Annotated in this window: 23 protein-coding genes; 7 read left to right on the forward strand and 16 right to left on the reverse strand. The window is 64.4% G+C overall.

The features are described from left to right. Window positions 1-185: 185 nt before the first annotated feature. The 8 genes from KIH07_RS23690 to KIH07_RS23725 all read right to left on the reverse strand — a co-directional run bounded on the left by KIH07_RS23690 (window position 186) and on the right by KIH07_RS23725 (window position 9,126). A complete protein-coding gene (locus KIH07_RS23690) occupies window positions 186-902 on the reverse strand; it encodes an ABC transporter ATP-binding protein (protein WP_226494301.1) in 717 nt (238 codons plus the stop codon). 12 nt (window positions 903-914) lie between these two features. Continuing rightward, complete coding sequence (locus KIH07_RS23695; protein ID WP_226494302.1) at window positions 915-1,685, reverse strand: ABC transporter ATP-binding protein; 771 nt, start codon at window positions 1,683-1,685, stop codon at window positions 915-917. 13 nt (window positions 1,686-1,698) lie between these two features. Next, the gene (locus tag KIH07_RS23700) at window positions 1,699-2,784 is read right to left on the reverse strand and encodes a branched-chain amino acid ABC transporter permease (protein ID WP_226494303.1); all 1,086 of its coding nucleotides are present in this window, start codon (window positions 2,782-2,784) and stop codon (window positions 1,699-1,701) included. Window positions 2,785-2,796: 12 nt separating this feature from the next. Further along, window positions 2,797-3,726, reverse strand: a complete 930-nt coding sequence (locus KIH07_RS23705; protein WP_226494304.1) for a branched-chain amino acid ABC transporter permease — start codon at window positions 3,724-3,726, stop codon at window positions 2,797-2,799. A gap of 231 nt (window positions 3,727-3,957) precedes the next feature. After that, window positions 3,958-5,265, reverse strand: coding sequence for a replication-associated recombination protein A (locus tag KIH07_RS23710; protein WP_226494305.1), 1,308 nt, complete (start codon window positions 5,263-5,265; stop codon window positions 3,958-3,960). A gap of 17 nt (window positions 5,266-5,282) precedes the next feature. Continuing rightward, complete coding sequence (gene lolA / locus KIH07_RS23715; RefSeq protein ID WP_226494306.1) at window positions 5,283-5,921, reverse strand: outer membrane lipoprotein chaperone LolA; 639 nt, start codon at window positions 5,919-5,921, stop codon at window positions 5,283-5,285. Window positions 5,922-5,964: 43 nt separating this feature from the next. Then, complete coding sequence (locus KIH07_RS23720; protein WP_226494307.1) at window positions 5,965-8,325, reverse strand: DNA translocase FtsK; 2,361 nt, start codon at window positions 8,323-8,325, stop codon at window positions 5,965-5,967. Window positions 8,326-8,451: 126 nt separating this feature from the next. Continuing rightward, window positions 8,452-9,126, reverse strand: a complete 675-nt coding sequence (locus tag KIH07_RS23725) for a Crp/Fnr family transcriptional regulator (RefSeq protein WP_226494308.1) — start codon at window positions 9,124-9,126, stop codon at window positions 8,452-8,454. Between the two features lie 157 nt (window positions 9,127-9,283). Here KIH07_RS23725 and trxB point away from each other — a divergent pair, with 157 nt between their 5' ends. The 3 genes from trxB to rpmG all read left to right on the forward strand — a co-directional run bounded on the left by trxB (window position 9,284) and on the right by rpmG (window position 10,859). Then, window positions 9,284-10,231 carry a thioredoxin-disulfide reductase gene (trxB, locus tag KIH07_RS23730; protein ID WP_226494309.1) on the forward strand — a complete coding sequence of 316 codons (948 nt, stop codon included), beginning with the start codon at window positions 9,284-9,286 and terminating at the stop codon, window positions 10,229-10,231. A 211-nt stretch (window positions 10,232-10,442) separates the two neighbouring features. Then, window positions 10,443-10,676, forward strand: coding sequence for a 50S ribosomal protein L28 (gene rpmB / locus KIH07_RS23735; RefSeq protein WP_056269541.1), 234 nt, complete (start codon window positions 10,443-10,445; stop codon window positions 10,674-10,676). Window positions 10,677-10,688: 12 nt separating this feature from the next. After that, complete coding sequence (rpmG, locus tag KIH07_RS23740; protein ID WP_068173845.1) at window positions 10,689-10,859, forward strand: 50S ribosomal protein L33; 171 nt, start codon at window positions 10,689-10,691, stop codon at window positions 10,857-10,859. Window positions 10,860-11,053: 194 nt separating this feature from the next. On the opposite strand, the gene KIH07_RS23745 is transcribed toward rpmG, so the two are convergent. Together KIH07_RS23745 and KIH07_RS23750 are read right to left on the reverse strand one after the other, a co-directional pair. Beyond that, window positions 11,054-12,280 carry a fatty acid desaturase gene (locus tag KIH07_RS23745; protein ID WP_319004859.1) on the reverse strand — a complete coding sequence of 409 codons (1,227 nt, stop codon included), beginning with the start codon at window positions 12,278-12,280 and terminating at the stop codon, window positions 11,054-11,056. A gap of 166 nt (window positions 12,281-12,446) precedes the next feature. After that, window positions 12,447-13,715 (reverse strand): RsmB/NOP family class I SAM-dependent RNA methyltransferase, encoded by a 1,269-nt coding sequence (locus KIH07_RS23750; protein WP_226494310.1) that lies wholly within the window; start codon window positions 13,713-13,715, stop codon window positions 12,447-12,449. 79 nt (window positions 13,716-13,794) lie between these two features. On the opposite strand from KIH07_RS23750, the gene KIH07_RS23755 reads away from it, so the two are divergent. After that, window positions 13,795-15,414, forward strand: coding sequence for a peptide chain release factor 3 (locus KIH07_RS23755; RefSeq protein WP_226494311.1), 1,620 nt, complete (start codon window positions 13,795-13,797; stop codon window positions 15,412-15,414). A gap of 110 nt (window positions 15,415-15,524) precedes the next feature. Here KIH07_RS23755 and KIH07_RS23760 read toward each other — a convergent pair whose 3' ends face one another. Together KIH07_RS23760 and KIH07_RS23765 are read right to left on the reverse strand one after the other, a co-directional pair. Continuing rightward, a complete protein-coding gene (locus tag KIH07_RS23760) occupies window positions 15,525-16,433 on the reverse strand; it encodes a porin (protein WP_226494312.1) in 909 nt (302 codons plus the stop codon). A 280-nt stretch (window positions 16,434-16,713) separates the two neighbouring features. Then, the gene (locus KIH07_RS23765) at window positions 16,714-17,610 is read right to left on the reverse strand and encodes a porin (protein WP_226494313.1); all 897 of its coding nucleotides are present in this window, start codon (window positions 17,608-17,610) and stop codon (window positions 16,714-16,716) included. Window positions 17,611-17,941: 331 nt separating this feature from the next. On the opposite strand from KIH07_RS23765, the gene coq7 reads away from it, so the two are divergent. Next, on the forward strand, window positions 17,942-18,607 hold the full coding sequence (gene coq7, locus KIH07_RS23770; RefSeq protein WP_226494314.1) for a 2-polyprenyl-3-methyl-6-methoxy-1,4-benzoquinone monooxygenase: 666 nt from the start codon (window positions 17,942-17,944) through the stop codon (window positions 18,605-18,607). Window positions 18,608-18,628: 21 nt separating this feature from the next. Here coq7 and KIH07_RS23775 read toward each other — a convergent pair whose 3' ends face one another. Beyond that, window positions 18,629-19,078: an OsmC family protein gene (locus KIH07_RS23775; RefSeq protein ID WP_226494315.1), complete on the reverse strand. Its 450-nt coding sequence runs from the start codon at window positions 19,076-19,078 to the stop codon at window positions 18,629-18,631. 234 nt (window positions 19,079-19,312) lie between these two features. Here KIH07_RS23775 and ilvA point away from each other — a divergent pair, with 234 nt between their 5' ends. Both ilvA and cobT read left to right on the forward strand, forming a co-directional pair. Continuing rightward, window positions 19,313-20,938, forward strand: a complete 1,626-nt coding sequence (ilvA, locus tag KIH07_RS23780; protein ID WP_226494316.1) for a threonine ammonia-lyase, biosynthetic — start codon at window positions 19,313-19,315, stop codon at window positions 20,936-20,938. Window positions 20,939-21,019: 81 nt separating this feature from the next. Next, window positions 21,020-22,054, forward strand: coding sequence for a nicotinate-nucleotide--dimethylbenzimidazole phosphoribosyltransferase (gene cobT, locus KIH07_RS23785; RefSeq protein WP_226494317.1), 1,035 nt, complete (start codon window positions 21,020-21,022; stop codon window positions 22,052-22,054). A 21-nt stretch (window positions 22,055-22,075) separates the two neighbouring features. On the opposite strand, the gene KIH07_RS23790 is transcribed toward cobT, so the two are convergent. Genes KIH07_RS23790 through KIH07_RS23800 form a run of 3 tightly spaced genes read right to left on the reverse strand, consistent with a single transcriptional unit; the run spans window position 22,076 to window position 25,165 of the window. Further along, window positions 22,076-22,717, reverse strand: coding sequence for a 3'-5' exonuclease (locus KIH07_RS23790; protein ID WP_226494318.1), 642 nt, complete (start codon window positions 22,715-22,717; stop codon window positions 22,076-22,078). After that, on the reverse strand, window positions 22,714-24,678 hold the full coding sequence (locus KIH07_RS23795; RefSeq protein ID WP_226494319.1) for a DUF294 nucleotidyltransferase-like domain-containing protein: 1,965 nt from the start codon (window positions 24,676-24,678) through the stop codon (window positions 22,714-22,716). Before KIH07_RS23795 ends, KIH07_RS23790 begins: the two co-directional genes overlap by 4 nt. Window positions 24,679-24,691: 13 nt before the next feature. Then, on the reverse strand, window positions 24,692-25,165 hold the full coding sequence (locus KIH07_RS23800; protein ID WP_226494320.1) for a type II secretion system protein N: 474 nt from the start codon (window positions 25,163-25,165) through the stop codon (window positions 24,692-24,694). Window positions 25,166-25,269: the final 104 nt, after the last annotated feature.

The raw sequence follows: 25,269 nt of genomic DNA on the forward strand, positions 1-25,269 counted from the left end.
GCCTCAAGAGGCGCAACCCGTCATTGTAAGTTCCGGTGAAATCTGGAATCCGGTGCTTTGCCCATCGGGCCTTGCACAGACCATATCCGGCGCGCAATGCCTTGAACCCAGAATGCGGCGGAACCGGCTCCGCCGGGCCGCTCGCGTTGCCCCCTGGGGGGGGGCGCGGGGGAGGAGGGGCGGGCTCAATGCCCGAGGTAAGCCTCGCGAACCTTCGGGTCGGTCAACAGGTCCTTGCCGCTGCCCGTCATGGTGATTTCACCTGAGTCCATCACGTAGCCGCGATCGGCGATCTGCAGGGCGCGCTGGGCGTTCTGCTCCACCAGCAGGATGGTCACGCCCTGGGCCGACACGTCGCGCACCACCTCGAAGATCTTGTCGACCATGATGGGCGACAGGCCCATGGACGGCTCGTCGAGCAGCAGCACCTTGGGCCGGCTCATCAGCGCACGCGCCATGGCCAGCATCTGCTGTTCGCCACCCGACATGGTGCCGGCGAGCTGGTCCTTGCGCTCTTTCAGGCGCGGGAAGATGCCGAACATGCGCTCGATGTCGTTGGCGATGCCCGCCTTGTCGGAGCGGATGTAGGCGCCCATCTGCAGGTTTTCGGTGATGGTCATGCGGGTGAACACGCCCCGGCCCTCCGGCACCATGGCCAGGCCCTGCTTGACCAGGTCCCAGGCGCCTTTGCCGGCGATGCTCTGCCCCAGGTATTCGATGTCGCCGCCTTCGAAGGCCAACGAACCGGTGACGGCCTTCATGGTCGTGGTCTTGCCTGCGCCGTTGGAGCCAATCAACGAAATCAGCTCGCCCTCGCGCACTTCCAGATTGATGCCCTTGACGGCCTTGATGCCGCCGTACGCGACCTTCAGGCCGCTGACTTTGAGTAGTGTGTTTGCCATGTTCTTGTGTCCTCAGGCGCCGCCGGTGCCCAGATAGGCTTCGATCACTTTCGGGTCGCTCTGCACTTCGGCCGGCGTACCGGACGAGAGCTGCTTGCCGTAGTCCAGCACCGTGACACGGTCGCACAGACCCATGACCAGCTTCACATCGTGTTCGATCAGCAAGATGGTGCGGTTGTCCTTGCGGATGCGGTCGATCAGCTCGCGCAACAACACCTTTTCCGTGGCGTTCATGCCCGCGGCGGGTTCGTCCAGCGCGATCAGTTGCGGATCGGTGGCCAGCGCACGCGCGATCTCCAGCCGGCGCTGATCGCCGTAGCTCAGGGTGCGCGACTTGAAATCGGCGAATTTGGCAATGCCCACGTACTCCAGGAGCTCGTGCGCCCGTTCCGTGATTTCGGCCTCTTCGCGCTTGAAGCCCGGGGTGCGCAGCACCGCGCCGACCAGGCCGGAGTGGGTGCGCACGTGGCGCCCGACCATCACATTCTCCAGTGCCGTCATTTCGGCGAACAGGCGGATGTTCTGGAAGGTACGGGCAATGCCCGCCTTGGCCACTTCGTGCACCGCGGTGGGCGTGTAGGGTTTGCCCGCCAGCTCAAACGAACCGCTGTCGGGCGTGTACAGGCCCGTCAGCACGTTGAAGAAGGTGGTCTTGCCCGCGCCGTTGGGACCGATCAGGCCATAGACCTGACCGCGCTTGATTTCGATGCCCACATCGCTCAGGGCCTGCAGGCCACCGAAACGCTTGGAGACATTGGCGACTTTGAGAATCGTATCGGTCATCTGGTTGCTCCGCTCACTTGCTCAGGGATTTGCCGTGCTCGGGCGCGGGCCACAAGCCTTTGGGGCGGATCAGCATGACCACCACCATGGCAAGCGCGATCAACAACTGGCGCAGGATTTCCGGAGCGAGACGACCGTCGGTCATGGCGGTCAGCGGGTGCGCCACATGGCGCAGCAGTTCAGGCAAGCCGGCGAGCAACAGGGCCCCCAGGATCACACCCGGGATGTGCCCGATGCCACCCAGCACCACCATGGCCACCACCATCACCGACTCCATCAACGAGAAGGACTCGGGCGACACGAAGCGCTGGAACGAGGCGAACAACACACCCGACACGCCGCCGAAGGTGGCGCCCATGCCGAAGGCCAGCAGCTTGAGGTTGCGTGTGTTCAGGCCCATGGCCTTGGCGGCGATTTCGTCTTCACGGATGGCCATCCAGGCGCGACCGATGCGCGAGTCCTGCAGCCGGTAGGACAGGATCACCGCCCCGACCACGAAGAACAGGAACAGGTAGTAGTACAGCGTGACCGGCTGGAAGGTGTAGTCGCCAATGGTCAGGCGCTGGCCCAGGTCGAGGCCGAACACCGAAATGGTGTCGATCTGGCTGATGCCCTTGGGACCGTTGGTGATGTTCACCGGGCGATCCATGTTGAGCAGGAAGATGCGGATGATCTCACCAAAGCCGAGGGTGATGATGGCCAGGTAGTCGCCACGCAGTTTGAGCGTGGGCGCGCCCAGGATCATGCCGACGACGCCCGCGATCACCGCGGCCACGATCATCACGATCCAGATGCTGTAGTGAAGGCCATTGGGGAACATCGCCTTGATGGCCGGAAAGGTATCGGCCAGGTGCGGCGACCCCAACAGCGCAAAGACATAGGCGCCCACCGCGAAGAACGCGATGTAGCCCAGGTCCAGCAGGCCGGCGTAGCCGACCACGATGTTCAGGCCCAGGGCCAGCAACACGTAGAGCAGGGCGATGTCAAGAATGCGCACCCAGGAGTTGCTGCCGGTGGACTGCAACAGGACGGGCAGGAGCAGCAGGGCTGCGCCTGCGAGCAAGAAAACGATCAGTTTGCCGGATTTGGTGTTCATCATGATGGTCGCTCCTCAGGCACGGTCCGCCACGCGTTCGCCCAGCAGGCCCGAGGGGCGCAGCGTCAGCACGATGGCCAGCACGATGAAGGCAAAGATGTCGGTGTACTGGCTGCCCAGTATTCCCCCCGTGAGCTTGCCGAGATAACCGGCGCCCAGCGATTCGATCAGGCCCAGCGCAATGCCGCCGACCACCGCACCGGCCAGGTTGCCGATGCCGCCCATGACGGCCGCCACGAAGGCCTTCAGGCCGGGCATGAAGCCCATGGCGTGCTGCACCGTGCCGTAGTTGGACGCCCACATGATGCCGGCGATGGCGGCCAGCATGGCGCCGATGATGAAGGTGGCGGAAATCACCACATCGGGCTTGATGCCCATGAGCGCAGCCACGCGCGGGTTTTCGGCCGTGGCCCGCATCGCCCGCCCCAGGTTGGTGCGGTTGACCAGCCACATCAGGAACGCCAGCGTGAGGGCCGTGGTCGCCAGAATGGTGATCTGCGTGACCGAGATCACCGCGCCCCCGAGGTGCACCGGATCGGTGGAGAGCATGTTCGGGTACGACTTGGGGTTGGGCTTCCAGATGATCATGGCAAAGGTCTGCAAGAGCAGCGACATGCCGATGGCCGTGATCAAAGGGGCCAGACGCGAGGAATTGCGCAATGGCCGGTAGGCCAGTTTTTCGATCGTGTAGTTGAGCGCGGCGCAGACCACCATCGCGATCAACGTGGCGAGCAGCAGGATCAGCCACAGCGGCATGCCGGGCGATGCCTCCCGCATGACGCCGATGATGGTCCAGCTGGTGAGCGCGCCCACCATGAGCACGTCACCGTGCGCGAAATTGATCAGTCCGATGATGCCGTACACCATGGTGTAACCCAAGGCGACCAGCGCATACATGCTGCCCAGAACCAGACCGTTGATGATCTGCTGTAGCAAGGTTTCCATGAAAAAGTTCTCCGTGTTTTTATCGGGCCCAGGCGGATTGCCCAATCTGGCCCGATTCAACTTAGCAAAAAACCCGCCAGGCTCGACCTTGAACAGGACAGACTGCGGGTTGGTGGCGGCATTGTATCGAGGCGGTTTGGGTGTTCTTATGCGTGTAAGCCCTTAGATATCGCGGGTTTACCCTGATTTCTGGACATACCCGGTCGCTGCATCAGCGCGTTTGGTGTTGCATTAGTTTTTTTGATTGTTCAGTTTCTTGAGCTCCCGCAGCTTATCGGCGATGCGGATCTCCAGACCCCGCTCGACCGGGCGGTAGAAACCCGGTTCGGCCATGCCCTCGGGCAGGTAGCGCTCCCCCGCGGCGAAGCCATCGGCCTCGTCGTGCGCGTAGCGGTAGCCCTTGCCGTAGTCGAGCTCCTTCATGAGCTTGGTCGGGGCGTTGCGCAGGTGCATGGGCACCGGACGGGTGCCATCCTTCTTCACGAAGGCCTTTGCCTCGTTGAAGGCCTTGTAAACCGCATTCGACTTGGGTGCCACCGCCAGGTACACCACACACTCGGCCAGGGCCAGCTCGCCCTCGGGCGTGCCCAGGCGCTCATAGACCTCGGCCGCGTCCAGCGCCAGGCGCAGCGCGCGGGGGTCGGCCAGCCCGATGTCCTCGCTGGCCATGCGGATGAAACGCCGCGCCATGTAGCGCGGATCCGCACCACCGTCGAGCATGCGCACGAACCAGTACAGGGCCGCGTCCGGGTCGGAGCCGCGCACGCTTTTGTGCAGCGCACTGATGGTGTCGTAGAACTGCTCGCCCCCCTTGTCGTAGCGGCGCATACGCTCGCCCAGCACACGCATCAACCAGTCGTCGCTGACTTCCGGCAGCTTTTCGCGTGCGGCCGCCACCGCCAGGGTCTCCAGGGTGTTGAGCAGGCGGCGCGCATCGCCATCGGCGTAGGCGATGAGGCGGTCGGCCGCGGCAGCCTGCACCGGTGGCACGGCGTCGATGGCCTGTGCCTTGCCGATGATGCTGCGCAGATCGTCTTCGGCCAGCGGCTGCAGCACATAGACGGCCGCGCGCGAGAGCAGTGCCGAGTTGACCTCGAACGAGGGGTTCTCGGTGGTCGCCCCGATGAAGGTGAACAGGCCCGACTCCACATGCGGCAAAAAGGCGTCCTGCTGGCTCTTGTTGAAGCGGTGCACCTCGTCCACGAACACGATGGTGCGCTGCTGGTGCAGGCCATCGCGCGCCGCCTGGGCCTGGTCCACCGCTTCGCGGATGTCTTTCACGCCCCCCAGCACGGCGCTGATGGTGATGAACTGGGCATCGAAGGCGTCGGCCATGAGCCGGGCGATGGTGGTCTTGCCCACGCCCGGAGGCCCCCAGAGGATGCAGCTGTGCGGCTGGCCCGACTCGAAGGCCAGGCGCAGCGCCATGCCTTCGCCCAGCAGGTGCTGCTGGCCGATCACCTCAGCCAGCGTGCGCGGCCGCAGGCGCTCGGCCAGCGGCGTGTGCGGCGATGCGCGGGAAGCGGCGGGCGAACTCACGGCGCGAAAGTGTTCGCTCAGGGGCGGATCACGTCGGCCCCGGCGGGCGGCGTGAAACGGAAACGCTCGGCCTTCAGCGCCACGTTGTCCTGCCACTGGCCAAACGTCAGCACCGATCGCTGGCCCAGGCTGTCCGCGATCTCCAGCGTGGCGAGCTGTCCTTGGCGAAACCCGACGCGCACGCTCTGCAACTGGCCGTCCTTGTTGCGCGGGCGCGCTTCCAGCCATTCCAGCCCGTCCTGCGCGGGCGCCGCCTGCAGCTCGAACACCTCGGACAACGCGCGCATGTCGGTGCCCGCCGCGATCAGGGCGGCCGGCGTGCTGCCCAGCACCTCTTGCTGCTTGCGCGCGGTCACCTGGTTGAGATCGACGTCGTAGAGCCAGAGCGTCTGGCCATCGGCCACGATGGTCTGCTCAAACGGTTTGGTGTATTCGAAACGGAAGCGGTTGGGCCGCAGGAACTCGAAGCGTCCGCTGGAGGTCTTGCTGCGCGCCACGGTTTCGCCCGTGCGTTTGGGCGAGGTCACGACCTGGGTGAAGCTGGCCTGCGCATTGTTGACGTCGCGCAGGAACTGCTCCAAGTCTTTCAGGCCATCGGCGTGGACAGCGAAGGTGGTCAGCGCAAACGCTGCGGTGGTGAGGAGTTTTTTGATCATGTCGGGTCGGACCCGTTTGCGGTCACAAGGTTGCACCGTGGGTTCATTCGCCACGCGATGGCACCAGAATGTCGCGCTGCCCACTCGATGTGAGCGCACTGACCAGGCCCGCGTTCTCCATGTCCTCCAGCAGGCGGGCCGCGCGGTTGTAGCCAATCTTGAGTTTGCGCTGCACGTAGGAAATGCTGGCCTTGCGGTCCTTGAGCACGATTTCCACCGCCTGGTCGTACAGCGCGTCCTTTTCGCCGTTGCCGCCACCGCCGTCCCCGAACATGTCGGCGCCATCGCCATCGCCCGCGGCGCTTTCCAGCACGCCGTCGATGTAGTTGGGTTCACCGCCCTGCTCTTTCAGATAGGCCACCACACGGTGCACCTCGTCGTCGCTGACGAAAGCGCCATGCACGCGGATCGGGAAACCGGTGCCGGACGGCATGTACAGCATGTCGCCCATGCCGAGCAGGCTCTCGGCCCCCATCTGGTCGAGGATGGTGCGGCTGTCGATCTTACTGCTCACCTGGAACGACAGCCGGGTCGGAATGTTGGCCTTGATCAGGCCGGTGATCACGTCCACGCTGGGTCGCTGGGTCGCCAATATCAGGTGGATGCCGGCCGCGCGCGCCTTCTGCGCCAGGCGCGCGATCAGTTCCTCGATCTTCTTGCCCACCACCATCATCAGGTCGGCCAGCTCGTCGATCACCACCACGATGTACGGCAGGCGTTCCAGCGGCTCGGGTTGCTCGGGCGTCAGACTGAAGGGGTTGCCGATGATGTCGCCACGCGCCCTGGCCTCGTCGATCTTCTGGTTGAAACCCGCGAGGTTGCGCACACCCATCTTGCTCATGAGCTTGTAGCGCTTCTCCATCTCGCCCACGCACCAGTTCAGGCCGTTGGCCGCGTGCTTCATGTCGGTCACCACCGGCGCGAGCAGGTGCGGAATGCCCTCGTAGACGCTCATCTCCAGCATCTTCGGGTCGATCAGCAGCAGGCGCACGTCCTTCGCATCGGCCTTGTACAGCAGCGATAGGATCATGGCGTTGATGCCGACCGACTTGCCCGAACCGGTGGTGCCAGCCACCAGGCAGTGCGGCATCTTGGCCAGATCGGCCACGACGGGCTGGCCGCCGATGTCCTTGCCCAGACCCATGGTCAACAGCGACTTGGCGTCGTTGTAGACCTGCGAGCCCAGGATCTCGCTGAGCTTGATCATCTGCCGCTTGGCATTGGGCAGCTCCAGCGCCATCAGGTTCTTGCCGGGAATGGTCTCGATCACCCGGATCGACACCAGCGAGAGCGAGCGCGCCAGATCGCGGCCCAGGTTGACGATCTGCGAACCCTTCACGCCGGTGGCGGGTTCGATCTCATAGCGTGTGATCACCGGGCCTGGCGCGGCCGCCACCACCCGCACTTCCACACCAAAGTCCTTGAGCTTCTTCTCGATCAGGCGGCTGGTCATCTCCAGCGTCTGGCTGTCCACGCCCGCCTGGTGCAGCGGCGCGCCGTCCAGCAGGTCCACCTGCGGCAGCTTGCTGTCGGGCATCTCGGTGAACAGCGGCTTCTGCCGCTCCTTGGCCACACGCTCGCTCTTGGGCACATCGATCAGGGTGGGCTCGATCACCACCGGCATGGGATGGTGCTCTTCAATCTCCACCCGCTCGACCTTGACCACTTCCTCACGCTCACGAGCCGCCTGCTCACCGATGCGCTGGTCTTCCACCGCTTCGCGCTTCTCGCGCCGGGCTTCAAACCAGCCGTCCAGCGTAAAACCCAGACTTTCGGCCCAGTGCCCCCAGGAAAAGCGGAACACGCGCGGCAAGCACAACACCAGCAGAGCGAGCATGGCCAGCGCCGACCCCGTGAACCCCAGCCAGCGCATGGCCAGTGTTCCCACGGCATGGCCCAGCACGCCCCCCGCATGCCCTGGCAACAGCCCCTCCAGGCGGTACAGCCGGCTCCACTCCAACGTGGTGCTGGCCACCAGCAACAAGCCCAGCGCGAGCCAGAAAACGGCGCGCTGACCCCGGATGCGTTGCCACACGGTGACTTTGTCCAGCGAATGCGCCTCGTCGTCCGCATCCAGCCCCTGGTACCCCCGTATCCAGCGTGCCAGCGCCGACAGCCAAGCCCGCACACCGGCGAAAAAGCACCACCAGACCGAAAAACCCAGCAGGAAATAGCTCCAGTCGGCCAGCAGGGCGCCGAACCGGCCACCCCAGTTGCCCGCCTCCGGCCGGGTACCCGTGGTGCTCCAGGCCGGGTCGGCCAGCGAGTGGCTCAGCAAGGCCAGCAACCAGAACGCCAGCGCCGCGGCGCCCAGCACGAGCCCGATCTCCTGGGCAAAACGGGTCACCCCCGCCGGCGCCGGGTTGGCACGGTCGGCGTTGAGCGTGTTGAGTGAATAGGTCATAGTCTTCGCAATATTCCGAGGGCAAGCTTACCCCATGGAGATGCGTGTTCACGCCCGGCGCAAGGGCATCCAAGCGCAGGCGGCTGAGCCGCACGAAGGCAACCCCCGCGAGACGGCCAACGTCGGTCAGCCCAATGAATTGAGGCGTTCCTTGATGACGGTGCTGCCGTCCTCCCCCAGCTCGATGAAACCCCGGTCTTCCAGGTCCTTCATCACCCGGCTGACCATTTCGCGCGAGGCGCCGATCATTTTCGCGACGTCCTGGCGCGAGACCCGGTCGCGGATGACGAGCTGGCCATCCTTGCCGGGTTGCGCGAACTCCAGCAGCGCGCGGGCCACCCGCCCATAGACATCCATCAGGGCGAGCGATTCGATCTTGCGGTCGGCATGGCGCAGGCGCTGCACCAAGCCCTTCATCACGGCATAGGCCATGGAGGTGTTTTCCGGCAGGCAGCGCGCGAACTCCACCCGCCCCAGAATCAACACGTCGGTCTGCACCTCGGCACGCACCGTGGCCGAATGCGGCTGGTTGTCGATCAGACTCATCTCCCCCACGTAGTCACCCGGGTTCATGGTGGCCAGGATCACCTCACGACCACGGGCGTCGGCGGTCACCACGCGGGCCCGCCCCGTCAGCACGATGGCCAGGCAGTTGGACTTCTTCCCCTGCTCGACGATGCATTCGCCGCGCTTGAAGCGCCGCTTGACGACCGCATCGGCCACCGATTCGGCCTGCGCCTGCGTCAGCGTGGAAAACAGCGGTACCCGGCGAATCAAATCCAGATTGGACAGGATGGACATGTGTTTATTCCTATGCTTGGACTGCGGACGCAGCGCTCTTTCATACAATGACTTCGATCACCTGCCCACCCTCCCAGGTTGAGCACAAGGCCGCGGAAGCCGCGAATCAACGTCAACTCTAAACCACTTGCCCCAAAGTTCGATGGGGCCTTGCAACATGAAGCACTCCAAAGTTCTCATTCTGGGATCGGGCCCCGCCGGCTACACGGCCGCGGTCTATGCCGCCCGCGCCAACCTCAACCCCGTGCTCGTCACCGGCATCGCCCAGGGTGGTCAACTCATGACCACCACCGACGTGGACAACTGGCCTGCCGATGTGGACGGTGTGCAGGGCCCCGAACTCATGCAGCGCTTCCTGGCCCATGCCGAGCGCTTCAAGACCGAGATCGTGTTCGATCACATCAATGCGGTGGATTTCTCCAAGCGCCCGTTTGTGCTCAAGGGCGACAGCGGTGAATACAGCTGCGACGCCCTGATCATCGCCACTGGCGCCTCGGCCAAATACCTGGGCCTGCCGTCGGAGGAAGCTTTCATGGGCAAGGGCGTGTCGGGCTGCGCCACCTGCGATGGCTTTTTCTACCGCGAGCAGGACGTGGCCGTGGTGGGCGGCGGCAACACCGCCGTCGAAGAAGCCCTGTATCTGTCCAATATTGCCCGCAAGGTCACCCTGGTGCACCGTCGCGACACCTTCAAAGCCGAACCCATCCTGGTCGACAAGCTGATGGAAAAGGTCGCTGCGGGCAAGATCGAACTCAAGACCCATTTCACGCTCGACGAGGTGCTGGGCGACCAGAGCGGCGTGACCGGCGTGCGACTGAAAAGTGTGAAGACCGGCGAGACCGAAGACCTCACGCTCAAGGGCTGCTTCATCGCCATCGGCCACAGCCCCAACACCGACATCTTCAAAGGCCAGCTCGAGATGAAGGACGGCTACATCGTCACCCAGTCCGGGCTGAAGGGCATGGCCACCATGACCAGCGTGCCGGGCGTGTTTGCGGCCGGCGATGTGCAGGACCACGTGTACCGTCAGGCCATCACCAGCGCCGGCACCGGCTGCATGGCCGCGCTCGACGCCCAACGCTTCCTGGAACAAAACGAGTCCTGACGAGCGGCTGCCGAGTGGCACTGGAGCGCGATTTCCCTTCGCGCTATAATTCAAGGCTTTGCTGCGTTTGACCGACTCCGGTTGTGCGTGACGAATTCGGGTTACCGCCACCCTTTCCTGGCGAGGTGAGGCTGGAACGCCAGATGCAGAACGGGCATATGTCCCACGGCATCCTGGGCCAACAGCTGTATATAAGTATCGGAGTGTCCTCATGGCACGCGTCTGCGACGTCACGGGCAAGAAGCCCATGGTCGGGAACAACGTTTCCCACGCCAACAACAAAACCAAGCGCCGGTTCCTGCCGAACCTGCAATACCGCCGTTTCTGGGTCGAGAGCGAAAACCGCTGGGTTCGCCTTCGCGTGTCGGGCGCTGCCCTGCGCCTGATCGACAAGAACGGCATCGACGCCGTGCTCGCTGACCTGCGCGCACGCGGCCAGGCATAAGGAGCACACACCATGGCAACCAAAGGCGGACGCGAAAAGATCAAGCTGGAATCCACTGCGGGTACCGGCCACTTCTACACCACGACCAAAAACAAGAAGACCACGCCCGAGAAGATGCTGATCAAGAAATTTGATCCCAAGGCTCGCAAGCACGTGGACTACAAGGAAATCAAGCTGAAGTAATTCAGCGGGATACCACCCAACAAAAAAGCCGCTGTGAAAACAGCGGCTTTTTTGTTGCCCGGGAAACAAGTGGATCGGCAGTGTCCGGCGTGAAGTGCCCTACCCCAGAACGCCGCGGAACCGGCTCCGCCGGGCCGCTGGCGTTGCCCCCTCAGAGGGGGTCGCGCGGCAGCGCGGCGGGGGTGGGCCAAGTCCTATGCGTGCGCGGAGCGCAGGCGAATCGAGAAATCCCGCAACGCGGCGATGCCACTTTCTTCGGCCCGACGACACCAGGCCTGCAGGTCGCTGGCGAGCTGTTCGCGCGTGGCGTTCGTGCTGGACCACAGGGCACGCAGCTCTTCGCGCATGGTCACCATCTTGTCGAGCACCGGATGCTCGGCTCGGGCCAGTGCCAACTGGGGTTTGACATCAGCCGGCACCTTGTCGTCATCGCGGTGCAGCCAGCGGCGGGCCGCGTCCAGAACCGATGCATCGGCGCTGCGGGACCTCAAACCTTCGATCTCGCGCTTGCAGGCGGTGCGCAGTTCACGCGCAAATCCGGCCATGACTTCATACCGGTTGGCAATGATGGCCTCCAGCGTCTTTTCATCCGCCACCGGTTTGACATCCCCAAAGGCCATCTTCGGTGGCAGCTTTTTCACGTGGGCCAGGCCCAGCGACTTGAGCACACGGATATAGAGCCAGCCGATATCAAACTCGTAGGGTTTGACCGACAGTTTGGCGGATGTGGGGTAGGTATGGTGGTTGTTGTGCAGCTCCTCGCCGCCAATCAGAATGCCCCATGGCGAGACGTTGGTGCTGGCATCGGTGGCTTCAAAGTTGCGGTATCCCCACCAGTGACCAATGCCGTTGATGATGCCGGCGGCGGTGATCGGAATCCAGATCATCTGGATCGCCCACACCGTCAGGCCCAACACGCCAAACAGGGCGACATTGATGATCAGCATCAGGCTCACACCCAGGCGCGAACGCCCGGTGTACACGTGACGCTCGACCCAGTCGTCCGGGGTGTTGTGCCCGTAGCGTGCCAGAGTCTCCTGGTTCTTGGCCTCGGCCCGGTACAACTCGCTGCCTTCCCAGAACACCTTCTTGATGCCAAACACCACAGGGCTGTGGGGATCACCTTCATGTTCACACTTGGCGTGGTGCTTGCGGTGAATCGCCGTCCATTCCTTGGTAACCATACCGGTGGTCATCCAAAGCCAGAACCGGAAAAAGTGCGAGGCCACCGGGTGCAGATCCAGTGCACGGTGCGCCGAGTGGCGGTGGAGGTAGATGGTGACGCTGGCAATGGTCACATGGGTCAACACCAGTGCCACAACCATGGCTTGCCACCAGGCAGCGCCGGTCAGCCCATGGGCCAGGAACTGGATCAGGCCATCCCACAGAAGGGGAAAAGCCCCCGAATCGGAAGAGAACATTGATTTCCTAAAAGAACGCCTGAAAGCGTTCGGATCAAACAAACCTGGCCCACGAACGAATCGGGCCGAAGGGACGGCTCAATTTTAAAGGCGGGGGTGCAAATCACCTAGCCACAGCAGCCAAACGGAGAAAGTCCAGCCGAAAATCGGGGTTTTTACCGGATTTTCAAGGCTTTTTCCGCCAGACGGCGGCAAAGAAGCCGTCTGTTGCATGCCGATGCGGCCACAGGCGCATCCAGCGACCCTGCTCACCCGAGCACAGAGACGCGGCCTGTGGCACGTGCAGGCTCTCCAGCAAGGAGGACACGGGCACCGCTTCAAACTCGGGATGGGCCAGGGCGAAGGCCTCGCAAACCGCCTCGTTTTCCGCCCGCAGCAGACTGCAGGTGGCGTACACCAGCCGCCCACCGGGTTTGAGCAGGCGCGCAGCGCTGTGCAGGATGGCCAGTTGCAGTTCCGACTGCGCTGCCACGGTCTGCGGTGTCTGCCGCCATTTCAAGTCAGGGCTGCGGCGCAGCGTGCCCAAGCCAGAGCACGGCGCATCCACCAGCACACGGTCGATCTTGCCCGCCAGGCGCTTGATGCGGTCGTCGCGCTCGTGGGCGATGGCCACGGGGTGCACATTGGACAGTCCGCTGCGTGCCAGTCGGGGCTTGAGGGCATCGAGCCTATGACCAGAGGTGTCAAACGCATACAGGCGACCGCTGTTGCGCATGGCCGCACCAATGGCCAGCGTTTTTCCACCAGCGCCCGCGCAAAAGTCCACCACCATTTCACCCCGCTTGGCGTCCAGCAGCAGTGCCAGCAGCTGTGACCCCTCGTCCTGCACTTCCACGTCGCCTTGCGTGAAGGCCGGCAGTTTGGCCAACGAAGGTTTGCCTTGCAATCGAATGCCCAGCGGTGAATACGGCGTGGCTTCGCAGACCAGCCCCGCCTGCTGCAACTCGGCCAAGGCCATTTCGCGCTTCTTCTTCAGCACATTCACGCGCAGATCCAGCGCGGCCGGCTGGTTCAGACTGGCCACAAGCGCATCGAACTCATCACCCACCTGCTCGCGCAATGCGGTCGCCAGCCAATCGGGCAAGTTGTGGCGGTGCTGTGCCATCAAGTCGGCGTCGTTCACGGCCAGGCAGTGGTCCCACCAGGTCTTTTCCGCATCGGTCAGCGCGCTCTTGAGAAAGTCGCGATCGCCCGGAAAACCCAGGATGGCGAGCCGGCGCCACTTGGAACCCGTGCCGGAGCGGGCCAGCCATTCCAACTTCAGCCGCTCACGCAGGATGGCATAGACCGAGTCGGAAAGCGTGGCACGCTCGCGCGGCCCCAACGATCGGTTTTCGCGGAAATGGCGGGCCACCACGGCGTCGGCGGGGTGGTCAAATTTGAAAACCTGTTCGATCAGGATGGCGCATTCGTCGAGGAGGGCTTTGGGGTGCATAGCCCCGTATTGTCCCCTCTGAACGAGCCCCCTGCGCCGCTGCGCGACTTCCCCCAGGGGGGAACGATAATCATGGGCTATGTCCGAAATTGCCAAACAGGTGAAGCGTCGCCGTACCTTCGCCATCATTTCCCACCCCGACGCGGGTAAAACAACCCTGACCGAGAAGCTGCTGCTGTTCTCGGGCGCGATCAACATCGCCGGCTCTGTCAAGGCGCGCAAAGCCGCGCGCCACGCCACCAGCGACTGGATGGAGATCGAGAAACAACGCGGCATTTCGGTGGCTTCATCGGTCATGCAGATGGAATACCGCGACTGCGTGATCAACCTGCTCGACACACCCGGTCACCAGGACTTCAGCGAAGACACCTACCGCGTGCTCACCGCTGTGGACGCCGCGCTGATGGTGATCGACGCCGGCAACGGCGTGGAACCTCAGACCCGGCGCCTGCTGCAGGTCTGCCGCGCGCGCAACACACCCATCCTCACCTTCGTCAACAAGATGGACCGAGAGGTGCAGGCCCCGCTGGACCTGATGGACGAAATCGAGCGTGAGCTGGGCATGACGGTCGTCCCGTTCACCTGGCCCGTGGGCATGGGCAAGACCTTCCGTGGCGTGTACGACCGGCGGACCGACCAGATGCGTGTGTTCGCCGCGGGCGAAGACCGCCGAGGCGGCGAAGAGGAGGTGCTGGCTGGACTGGACAATGCCGAGAGCCTGAAACGCTTTGGCGCCGAGTTCGAACAGGCGCGTGACGAACTCGAACTGGTGGCCGGTGCATCACCGGCCTTCGACGAGGCTCAGTTTCTGGAAGGCAAGCAGACACCCATGCTGTTCGGCTCGGCGGTGAACAACTTCGGCGTTCGCGAAGTCCTGGACGCGTTGGTTGATCTGGCGCCACCTCCCGGCGCGCGTGCCGCGATCCAGCGCATCGTGCAACCAGACGAACCCAAGTTCACCGGCGTGGTGTTCAAGATCCAGGCCAATATGGACCCGTCCCACCGGGACCGGATCGCCTTCGTGCGTCTGGCCAGTGGCCACTTCGAACGTGGCATGAAGCTCAGGGTGGTGCGCTCCGGCAAGGACCTGCGCCCCAACACCGTGGTGAGCTTCCTGTCCCAGCGTCGAGAGCTGCTGGACGAGGCCTTTGCAGGTGACATCATCGGCATCCCGAACCACGGCGTGCTGCAACTCGGCGACACACTCACCGAAGGTGAGAACCTCCAGTTCACCGGCCTGCCCTTCTTCGCACCGGAAATCATCCGCAGCGTGGAAGTGGCCGACCCTCTGCGCAGCAAGCAACTGCGCGCCGGTCTGACCCAGCTCGGTGAAGAGGGTGCGATCCAGGTCTTCCGTCCAGTGGCGGGTTCGGTCCTGTTGCTGGGCGCTGTGGGTCAGCTGCAATTCGAAGTGGTCGCGCACCGACTGGAGCACGAATACGGCGTCAAGGCACGCATCATGGGAAGCCCCTACCAGGTGGCCCGCTGGGTGACCTGTGCGCCGGAGGACGGTGGCGAGGTTGAGTTGAAAAAGTTCATCGACGCCAATAGCCACCGGGTGGCACTGGACGCGGTGGACGCGCCCACCCTGTTGGTGGACCACCAGGCGACGCTGCGCGCCGTGGAGGCCAACTGGCCGAAGATCAAGTTCCACGCGATGCGCGAGCATGCGGGTCTTGTGTTCCACAAAGGCGTGTAGCCGCCGCACCAGCGACCCCTGCAGGGGAAGCAGACAAACAAAAAAAGCCGCTGGGGCAACCCAGCGGCTTTTGTTCAACTGAGAGTCAAGCGGCCTTGCGGCCGCCCACATCAGAAGGTGTGCTTGACGCCAGCGGCGAACAGGCTGGTGTCGCCAGCAGCCGTGTTTTCCTTGCGGAAGCCGGTGTACAGCGTGGTGCGCTTGGACATGGAGTAAGCCACACCCAGACCAACGCTGTTGCGGTTGTCGCCGCCATCAACCTTCGACGAGGCCAGGCCGGTCGACAGGGTCAGAGCGGAACCCAGGGGAACGTCGGCACCGAAAGAGTACTCGGTGGTCTTGGAGCCCACTTCAGGCTTGACTTGACCGTAGCCAGCCAGCAGCTTCACAACGCCGAGGTCGTAGGAACCGTTCACGCGGGTGAACTTGTTGCCGGTACGATCAGCTTCGTCCTGGTAACCAAAACCCACGTAGACTGGGCCGCCTTCGTACTTGACGTTCACAGAAGTCACCTTCTGCTTGGAGCCGTCCAGCGCGTAGCTGACAGCGCCGCTCACGCCACCGAAGGACGGGGAAGCGTAGTAGATGTTGGAGCCGGGGTTGCTGATGTAACCGGTCGAAGCCCACACGACGGTAGGAGACAGCACGGAATCGAACACGGGGTTGGTGGCACCGGAGATGTCGTCGTAGGCGGTGTACACGTTGCCCAGCTTCACTTCGCCGAAGCCGCCGGACAGACCGACGTAGGCCTGACGGGCAAAACCGCTGCCCTTCAGGGCGCCGGTGGTCAGATCGATGCCTTCTTCGAACAGGAAGTTGGCTTTCAGGCCACCGCCGAGGTCTTCGGTGCCCTTGAAGCCGAGGCGGCTGGAGCTCACGCCACCAGAGGTGAGCTGAGCGCTCGTGCCCTTAGCCTTGGTCAAAGCGATATCGGCAATACCGTACAAGCTCACGGAAGATTGGGCAAACGCGGCGCCGGAGGCTGCCAGAACGGCCAAAGCAATCAGAGTTTTCTTCATGACAGGATTCCTTCTTAAGTGATGTCCGGTCTCGCAATCAAGACCAGCTGTGAGGTTGATTCACGAAGTGATGGTAATGGCCCCGCAGTCAGCGCCAAGGGTTTTCCCTGCAAATTTCGGCTTACATACACCAGATGTCGGTTTTTTGAAACACTCGATCCACCCACAACACCAGCACCCTCACATACAGATACTTGTTGCTCCGGAATAAAAAAACCCCACCGCTTACGCGGCAGGGTTTTCCTTTTTGATCACTGGCTGGCGCAAGGCCAGCGCAAGATCAGAAGTTGTGGCGCAGACCCAAACCGAGACCGTTGACGTTCTCTTCGGTCTTGCCCTTGCCGTCACGCACGAAAGCCACGTACGTGAAGGTGCGCTTGCTCAGCGGGTACTTCACTTCCACCAAGGTGTTGGTGTCCTTAGCTTCGGTATCGCGGGCGATGTCGAGCACGATGTTCACAGGACCGGCTTGCACACCGCCACCGATGGAGAAGCCCTTGGAATCACCGGCGGGGTCCATGACCGAACCGGCCAGTTGGAAGGCGCCGAAGTTGTAGTTGGCGCCAATGCCCTTGGCAGCTTCGGAACCGGAAGCCTTGGCGTAGGAGAAGCCCACGGCCAGAGGACCATTCTTGTAGATGGCGTTCAGGCTGTTCTTGGCGACGTCGGCGTTGTTGCCCTTGAGCACGTGACCAAAGCTGACGGAGAAGCCACCGAAGTTGGGGCTGGTGTACATCATCATGGCGTCGTTACGCGAAGAACCCGCGAAGCCAAACTGGTTGGCAACCACGGAGTAGTTGGCGGTACCGGTCAGTTCCCAGGCAGCAACACCGTAGAAGTTGGGCGTCAGACTGCGACCCAGACGCAGGTCACCAAAACCGCCAGCCAGGTTCATCCAGGCAGCACGATCAAAGGTGTTGGCGTTGGTTGCACCGGTATTCAGGTTCACGGCCTGTTCAAAGGTGAAACCGGCTTTCAGACCACCGCCGAGGTCTTCGGTGCCCTTGAAGCCCAGGCGGCTGGTGCCGTTGTTCAGGCCACTGCTGGCGCCGAGGGCCGCGGAGGTGCCGGTCACCTTGGTCAATGCAACGTCGGCCACGCCGTACAGGGTCACGGAAGATTGGGCAAAAGCGCTGGTGGCAGCCAGGGCGGCCAGAGCGATCAAGGTCTTTTTCATTGAAGATTTCTCCAAGGGTTGAATGTGAGGCTGCGGGTCTTGTTCGCCCGAGCCAACCTCCGTTCTGGAAGCTGTGGTCATTGCACCAGAATGCACCGCCAGCCGCCACGCCACGAACCGCTTTCGTGGGTAAACCCTGATCCGTTCGATCCCGTTCCGTTGTTAACGAACGACATTCCAGGCGCGTGCCCGCCCAGGAGAAGGGCACGACCGCCGATCCCGTTGACTTGCGCTTTTGAACGAGATGGCTCTTGTGAGCACACCCGTGACAACGCAACACCCCACGCACCGGCTTCGCCAGCCGGCATACTCGTGTGCACATGATTCAAAGATGAGAGTTCTCGCCATGCCTGTGGATGCCCTGTTGATCGCCGCCGACTCGACCCTGCGCACGCTGTTTGTCGCGCCCAGGGCATCGCGTGCCTGTCCCAACCTGCCGGAACATGGTGAGGGCCATCTGAGCGAGGTTGACCGCGCGCAGTCCGGGGCATTGATGCGGGTGAACCACGTGGGCGAGGTGTGCGCGCAGGCGCTGTACACCGCCCAGGCGCTGGCCGCCCGTAGCACGGGCGCAGGGCGGCAGCCCGATCACGCTTTGGCTGTGCAACTGGAGACCGCGGGGCGGGAGGAAACCGATCATCTGGCCTGGACCCAGACCCGGCTGGACGAACTGGGCGCGCGGCCTTCGCTGCTGAATCCGCTGTGGTACGCAGGGGCCTTTGGCCTGGGCCTGCTGGCGGGTCGTTTCGGACCCGGCGTCAGCCTGGGCTTCGTGGTGGAGACCGAGCGTCAGGTTGAGGCCCACCTGGCCAGCCACATGGAGCGGCTGCCGGCGCAGGACCACGCCTCACGCGCCATCGTGGCGCAGATGAAAGAGGATGAGGCCCGCCACGCCCGGCAGGCCCAACAGGCGGGCGCATCCGAACTGCCCCTGCCGGTCAAGCGCCTGATGAGGCTGGCAGCCCGGGTCATGACCACCGTGGCGCATCGGATCTGACGCACCACGACGCGCCCCCGATCAGGCCTCCAGCACCTCGAAACCCGTGGTGATCTCGGCCGTCTTGCCCAGCATGATGCTGGCCGAGCAGTATTTGTCGTGGCTCATGGTGATGGCACGCTCCACCGCCGCGGGCGGGATGGCCTTGCCGGTCACCGTGAAGTGCATGTGAATCCTGGTGAACACCTTGGGATCGGTTTCAGCGCGCTCCGTGGTGAGTTTGACGCTGCAGCCACGGACATCGTGACGTCCGCGTTTGAGAATCAGCACCACGTCATAGGCGGTGCACCCTCCGGTGCCCGCCAGCACGGTTTCCATCGGGCGCGGCGCCAGGTTGGCGCCACCGTTTTCCGGCTTGGCAGCATCAGGCGCGCCGTCCATGGTCAGCACGTGGCCGCTCCCGGTTTCGGCGACAAAGCCCATGTGGGAGCGGGTGCCGGCTGCGCCGGTCCAGGTGACAGTGCATTCCATAGGGGGGGTCCTGGCGTGACAAAAATGACGAACTTCGGGGAGACTCTCTAAAAAACAGAGCAAAAACCCCCGCTGCCATGTTGCGCCGCAGCATGGCAGCGCTATACTGGCACCATTGTATTTAAGGTTGTCTCCTCTACCCTCCACGGGTGGATTTAAGCCCGGACCGGTTCGCCAGTCCGGGTTTTTTTTGCCCGAATGGCTGCTCGATATGATGGCGACCGAGGAACCACCATGCCCGCCCGCCCACAAAAACCCGCCCCGAGCCCTGTTTTGCCCAGTCCATCCCCCGTCACCACACTCGGGCCCGCCGACTACCTGAAGAAGATCCTGACCGCCCGTGTCTATGACGTGGCCGTGGAATCGGCACTTGAACCGGCAAAAAATCTGAGCCGCCGCCTGCACAACACAGTGCTGCTCAAGAGGGAGGATCAGCAGCCGGTGTTCAGTTTCAAGCTGCGTGGGGCCTACAACAAGATGGCCCACCTGTCGGTGGATCAGCTCCAGAAAGGTGTGATCTGCGCCTCGGCCGGCAACCATGCCCAGGGCGTGGCGCTGGGCGCACACAAGCTCGGTACCCGGGCCGTCATCGTCATGCCCACCACCACGCCACAGGTCAAGGTGGACGCGGTGCGTGCACTGGGTGGTGAGGTCGTGCTGCACGGAGACAGCTACTCCGACGCCTATACCCATGCGGTGGCTCTGCAAAAGAAGCAGGGACTCACTTTCGTGCACCCTTTCGACGATCCGGATGTGATCGCGGGACAGGGCACGATTGCGATGGAAATTCTGCGCCAGCTGCAGAGCCTGGGTTCCGACCACCTGGACGCCGTGTTCGTCGCCATTGGTGGTGGCGGCCTGATCTCCGGCGTGGCCAACTACATCAAGGCGGTGCGCCCGGAGATCAAGGTGATCGGGGTGCAGACCGTCGATTCGGACGCGATGTTGCAGTCGGTGAACGCGGGTGGGCGCGTGACGCTGCAGGATGTGGGCCTGTTCGCCGACGGCACGGCGGTCAAGCTGGTGGGCGAAGAAACCTTCCGGATCGCCAGCGGGCTGGTGGATGAGTTCGTGGTGGTGGACACCGACGCGGTGTGCGCGGCCATCAAGGACATCTTTGTCGACACGCGCAGCATCGTCGAACCCTCGGGGGCGCTGGCGGTGGCCGCCATCAAGCAGTACGTGTCCACGCACAAGAAAAAGGGCGAAACCTACGCCGCCATTCTGTGTGGCGCCAACATGAACTTTGACCGGCTGCGTTTCGTGGCCGAGCGGGCCGAGGTGGGCGAAGAACGCGAGGCGCTGCTGGCGGTCACCATCCCAGAGGAACGCGGCAGCTTCCGGCGCTTCTGCGAGTTGATCGGCGACCTGCCGGCGTTTGGCGGCAGCAAGGGCGCGCGCAACGTGACCGAGTTCAATTACCGCATCCACGACGACCGGCTGGCGCACGTGTTCGTGGGCCTGAGCACCCATGGCAAGGGCGAATCCGGAAAAATCGCCCAGACGCTGGGCAAGCACGGCTTTGAGACGCTGGATCTCACCCACGACGACCTGGCCAAGGAACACATCCGCCACATGGTGGGCGGGCATTCCCCGCTGGCACAGGATGAGCGCTTGTTGCGTTTCGTGTTTCCCGAGCGCCCGGGGGCCCTGCTGAAGTTTTTGAGCCTGATGCGTCCGGGTTGGAACATCAGCCTGTTTCATTACCGCAACCAGGGCGCCGACTACGGCCGCATCCTGGTGGGCCTGCAGGTTCCGGCCAAGGACGACAAGGCCTTTGCCAAGTTCCTGGAGACCCTGGGTTATCCGTATGTGGAAGAAACCCAGAATCCGGTGTACCGTCTGTTCCTCAAGAGCTGATCCCCACCCGTCCAAGAACCCATGAACACCGCGACTCTTCCCGTCCCAGCGGATTTGAGCACCCGGGAAGAGACGCATGGTTTGCGGCTCCCCTTGGTGTCGCCCACCACCGACGCGGGACTGGAGGTCGAACTGCGCGGGCGGCTCTCAAGGAAAGAACTGCCTGAGCATGCCCTGGGTCGCATCGAGACCCTGGCGCTGCAACTGGCACGCATCCAGCATGCCGATCCGACACAGTTCGACCCGCTCACCTTCCTGGCCCCCCAGATCGTCGTGTTCGCGGGCGACCACGGCATCGCCGACGAAGGGGTTTCCGTCTTCCCCCAGGACACGACCCGCCTGCGGGTGCTGCAGATGCTGCAAGGCACTGCGGTGGTGAACAGCCTGGCGCAACTGCATGGTTTCAACCTGACGGTGGTCGACGCCGGCCTGGCATCCCACATCAACCTGCCCGGCGATACCGTGCCCAGCGCCACCCTGCTGCCGCGCAAGATCGGATACGGCACGCGCAACATGGTGCTGAGTCCAGCGATGTCGCTCACCCAGGCCGTGGCCGCCGTGCACGCGGGCATGGATGTGGTGCGCCACCTGCCGGGCAATGTCCTCGCGCTGGGCGACGTCGGTGTCGCGGCCACGTCTTGCGCGGCGCTGATGCTGTCCCGGTTGTGCGGCGTGCCGCTGGCCGACGCCTGCGGACGTGGCAGCGGGTTGAACGAAACCCAGCTCCAGCACAAGCTGCAAAAGCTCTTCGCCGCCGCCAGCCGGCACCGCAAGGCCACCGCGCCGCTGGAGGTGCTGGCGGCCATGGGGGGCTTCGAGATCGCGATGCTGACGGGTGCGATGCTGCAGGCCGCCAGCGAGCGGCGGGTGGTGCTGCTGGACGGTTTCGTGGCCAGTGCAGCGGCCCTGGTGGCCCGCGCGCTGGCGCCGGCCTGCGCGGACTACCTGATTTTTGCCCACCGCTCGGCGGAGCCGGGCCACCGCCTGCTGCTGATCCACCTGCAGGCGCAACCCCTGCTGGACATGGAGCTGCGCATGGGGCAAGGCGTGGGCACCCTGCTCGCGTGGCCGCTGTTGCTGGCGGCGCAGCGCCTGCTGGAACCACACGGCCATTGACCGCCGAGGGGGCAGGGTCGCTCAGTCCCTCAACCAACGCCGATGACCGGCCAGGCGGACCACATCGTCCCAGCCGCGGCATTGCCGGGACAAGGCGGGCCAGATGCGCAGCAGCAACTCGCTCTCGGCCAGAGCGTCGGCGGCGGCCTGGTGGCGTTGCGCACATTCAATGCCGAAATGCTGAAACCAGTCGTCGAGTGATCGGGCCGGCACGCTGCCCTGCGTCAGGACGCACAGGTGTTCCATGTCCAGCCAGGGGTTGTGCAGCCGGCGGCCCAGGTGCTGCTGGCAATGACGCCCGATCAGGCTTTCATCGAACCCGCTGCGAAACGCCAGCAGGGGGGACGACTGCAGGAAGTCGGCGAAGGCCTGGAGCGCCAGCGCGGGCTCCAGCCCGGCACGCTGGCGTTGTCCGGTCATGTCGTGCCGCAATTGCACCTCGAAACTGTCGCCCAGCCTGATGTCCAGGCGCGCCCGCGCCCAGTCCACCCGCAGAGCAACCGCGGCGATCGCCAGCAACTTGTCCTGAGCGGTGTCCAGCCCGCTGGTTTCCACATCGAGCACCACCCAGCGCTCCAGCCCGGGGCGCCCGGCCATGCCCGCACGCGGCCCGGACAGGATCCGCTGCCACCACGCGCGGGCCCGCTGTGGCAGAGCGCTCATCGTTCGTAGTCGAGTTTCACCCGCTGCTGCAGGGTGCGCGCCACACGCAGCGTTTCCTTGAGGATGCGGCGGTCGATGTCGTTGAGCCCGCCCACGGCGATGCGGTTGGCGCTGTCGCCCACCGTGGTGCCATCGAGCTGGGCACGCAGCCGCAGCATCTGCAGGAACTCGAACCCGCCGACCCAGGCCTGGTGTTCGTGTGGCGGCACACCCAGCAAGGGGCCCAATGCCTCGAAACGCTCGCGCGTGCCGGTGGCCGCGACACCGCGGGCCAGCGCATACAAACGCGCCACGTCCACGAAGATCGCCGTGCCCTGCAGCTTGATGTCGAGCGTGGCCACGCCGTCCACCAGGGTGGTGTCGATCTGGCCCAACCAGTTCAGCGGCGCGCCATGCGCCAGGCCATTGACCGCGAGCTGACTCAGGAAACGCGGGTTGGCCGCGGCGCGCCGGGTGACGAATGCGCGCAGGTCGGCGGCCAAGGCCGGTCGGCCCGCGAGGGCGCGGAAGTCGAAATAGATGCTGGCGTTGAGCAGGTCGTTGGGGGAGCCCTGGTCGATCCACTGGGCAAACCGCTGCCGCCATTCGCTCTCGGTGAGGCAGCAGTCCGGGTTGCTGGCCATGATGTTGCCCCGGCACAGCGGGTAGCCGCAGGCGTCCAGCGCTTCGTTGACCTCGCGCGCAAAGGCCAGCAGGCGGGCCTTGTCGTGGGGCGGCCCGTCGGCCGGGTCGGCGAGGATGAGGGCGTTGTCCTGGTCGGTGGCGATGGTCTGTTCGCCGCGCCCTTCGGAACCCAGCGCGACCCAGCAGAACCGCTGCGGATCGAGCCCGTGCTCCACCGTCTTGATCTCCAGCAAGCGTGCGGTCAACACGTCGTTGAGGTGGCTGATGAGCGCGGTGAGCTGCTTGGCCTGTACGCCCTGTCCGAGCAGGCTGCGGGCAAAACGCCGGATGTCGTGCGCCACCAGCTTGAGTGTGGGCACGTCGGCGGCGTTGCGGATGCTGCCGCTGACGTGCTTGAGGCTCAGACGCTGCAGGGCAAACAGGTCGCGCTCGGAGACGATGCCCACGGCGCGCCCTTCGCGGGTGATGGGCACATGGCGGATGCCGTGCTGGGACATCAGCAGGGCCGCGTCCTGCGCGGTGTGCGCGGTGGTGAGGCTGTGCACGGGCTGCACCATGACCTGCGCGATGGGCGTGGCCATGGGCAGCTGCGCCAGCGCCACGCGGCCGAGGATGTCGTACCGGGTCAGGATGCCCACCGGCTCGCCGGTGGGGTTGACCACCAGCATGGAGCCGATGCGCAGGCGGTGCATCTGCGACAGCACGTCCTGCAGCGGTGTGTCGGGCGAGCAGGTCACGGGCGCCTTGTGGCACAGCTGGGCCAGCGGGGTCTCCAGCGACTGTTCGGCCAGCGCCTGCGAGGCATAGACCACCTGCAACGCGGCGCGCGACAGGTCCAGGAACTTCAGGATGCGGCGGTTGAGGAAGTCGCCGAACACGGGGCTGGTTTCGGCCAGCGCCTGCATCTCGTCGGCGGGCAGGCCCAGCACGAACGTGTCTTCGGTGGCGCTGTAGGTGGTGGTGGGTGCGCGCCGGGCCAGCACGGCGCTGATGGGAAACAGGTCGCCGGCCTCGTACTGGAAGGCGCCGCCGGCCACGTCCGACAGACCGCGCTTGCCGGTGATGGCCCCGCGGCGGATGAAGAACAGCTCGCGCACCGCTCCGTCCTCCGGACGGACCACCGCTTCGCCCGGTGCGAAATAGGCCTGGCGCGACGCGGCCACAAAGGCCTTCACGTGGGCCGGTTCCATTTCGTTGAACGGCGGATGCCGCCGCAACTCCAGGCAGAGGTTGTTCAACAGGCTGCCCGAAGGCCTCAGCAGCGGGTTCGCAGCAGCAGCGCCGCCAGGGACCGCCTGCGCGCCATGCGGTTGTTCCGGGGGCGCAGCTGGGTTCAAGCAGCGCGCTCCATCAGTTGGCGACTGGCGCCAGTTCCAGTTCCACGCTGCTCGGCCCGTTGAGGGTCGGGCCCAGCCGCGCCACGCGCCGATTCACCGACTGCAGCACCAGCTCGCCTTCCAGCACCGCACCCACGGTGTAGGGGCGCGGCGGCTGGTCGTTCACCGCGATCAGCGCCGCACCGCTCTGGTTGCGCCTGGACACCACACCGACCAGCCGGTAGCGCGTGGCGGGCGTCTGGGGTGGCGCGGTTTCGGCCGCGGCCTGGGGCAAGGACCCCAGCGCACGGGCCACCAGGGCCACGTCGGTCTGGGGCAGGCTGGCGGCCGCGGCGCTCACCGGGACCATCGGGCCACGCCCCCAGGCCAGCAGGACCCAGTAACCGGCGCTCAGCCCCACCAACAGCCACAGCAGCCCGGCCATCCAGGCCGGCCAGCCCCGCGCGGCGAAGCCCCCGCCCGACGGGCCCGCGAGGGGAAGTCTCAAACGACCAGACAGTGCCGCCTTGTTCATGGCCGCATTATGATCGACCGTTTGTCACGCCCATGGGCGGGCGCCCACGAGACGGGCCCCGTCTCCAGCCCACGCCA

Origin of the sequence: Hydrogenophaga taeniospiralis (assembly GCF_020510445.1) — a bacterium.
In the GTDB taxonomy this organism is placed as follows: domain Bacteria; phylum Pseudomonadota; class Gammaproteobacteria; order Burkholderiales; family Burkholderiaceae_C; genus Hydrogenophaga.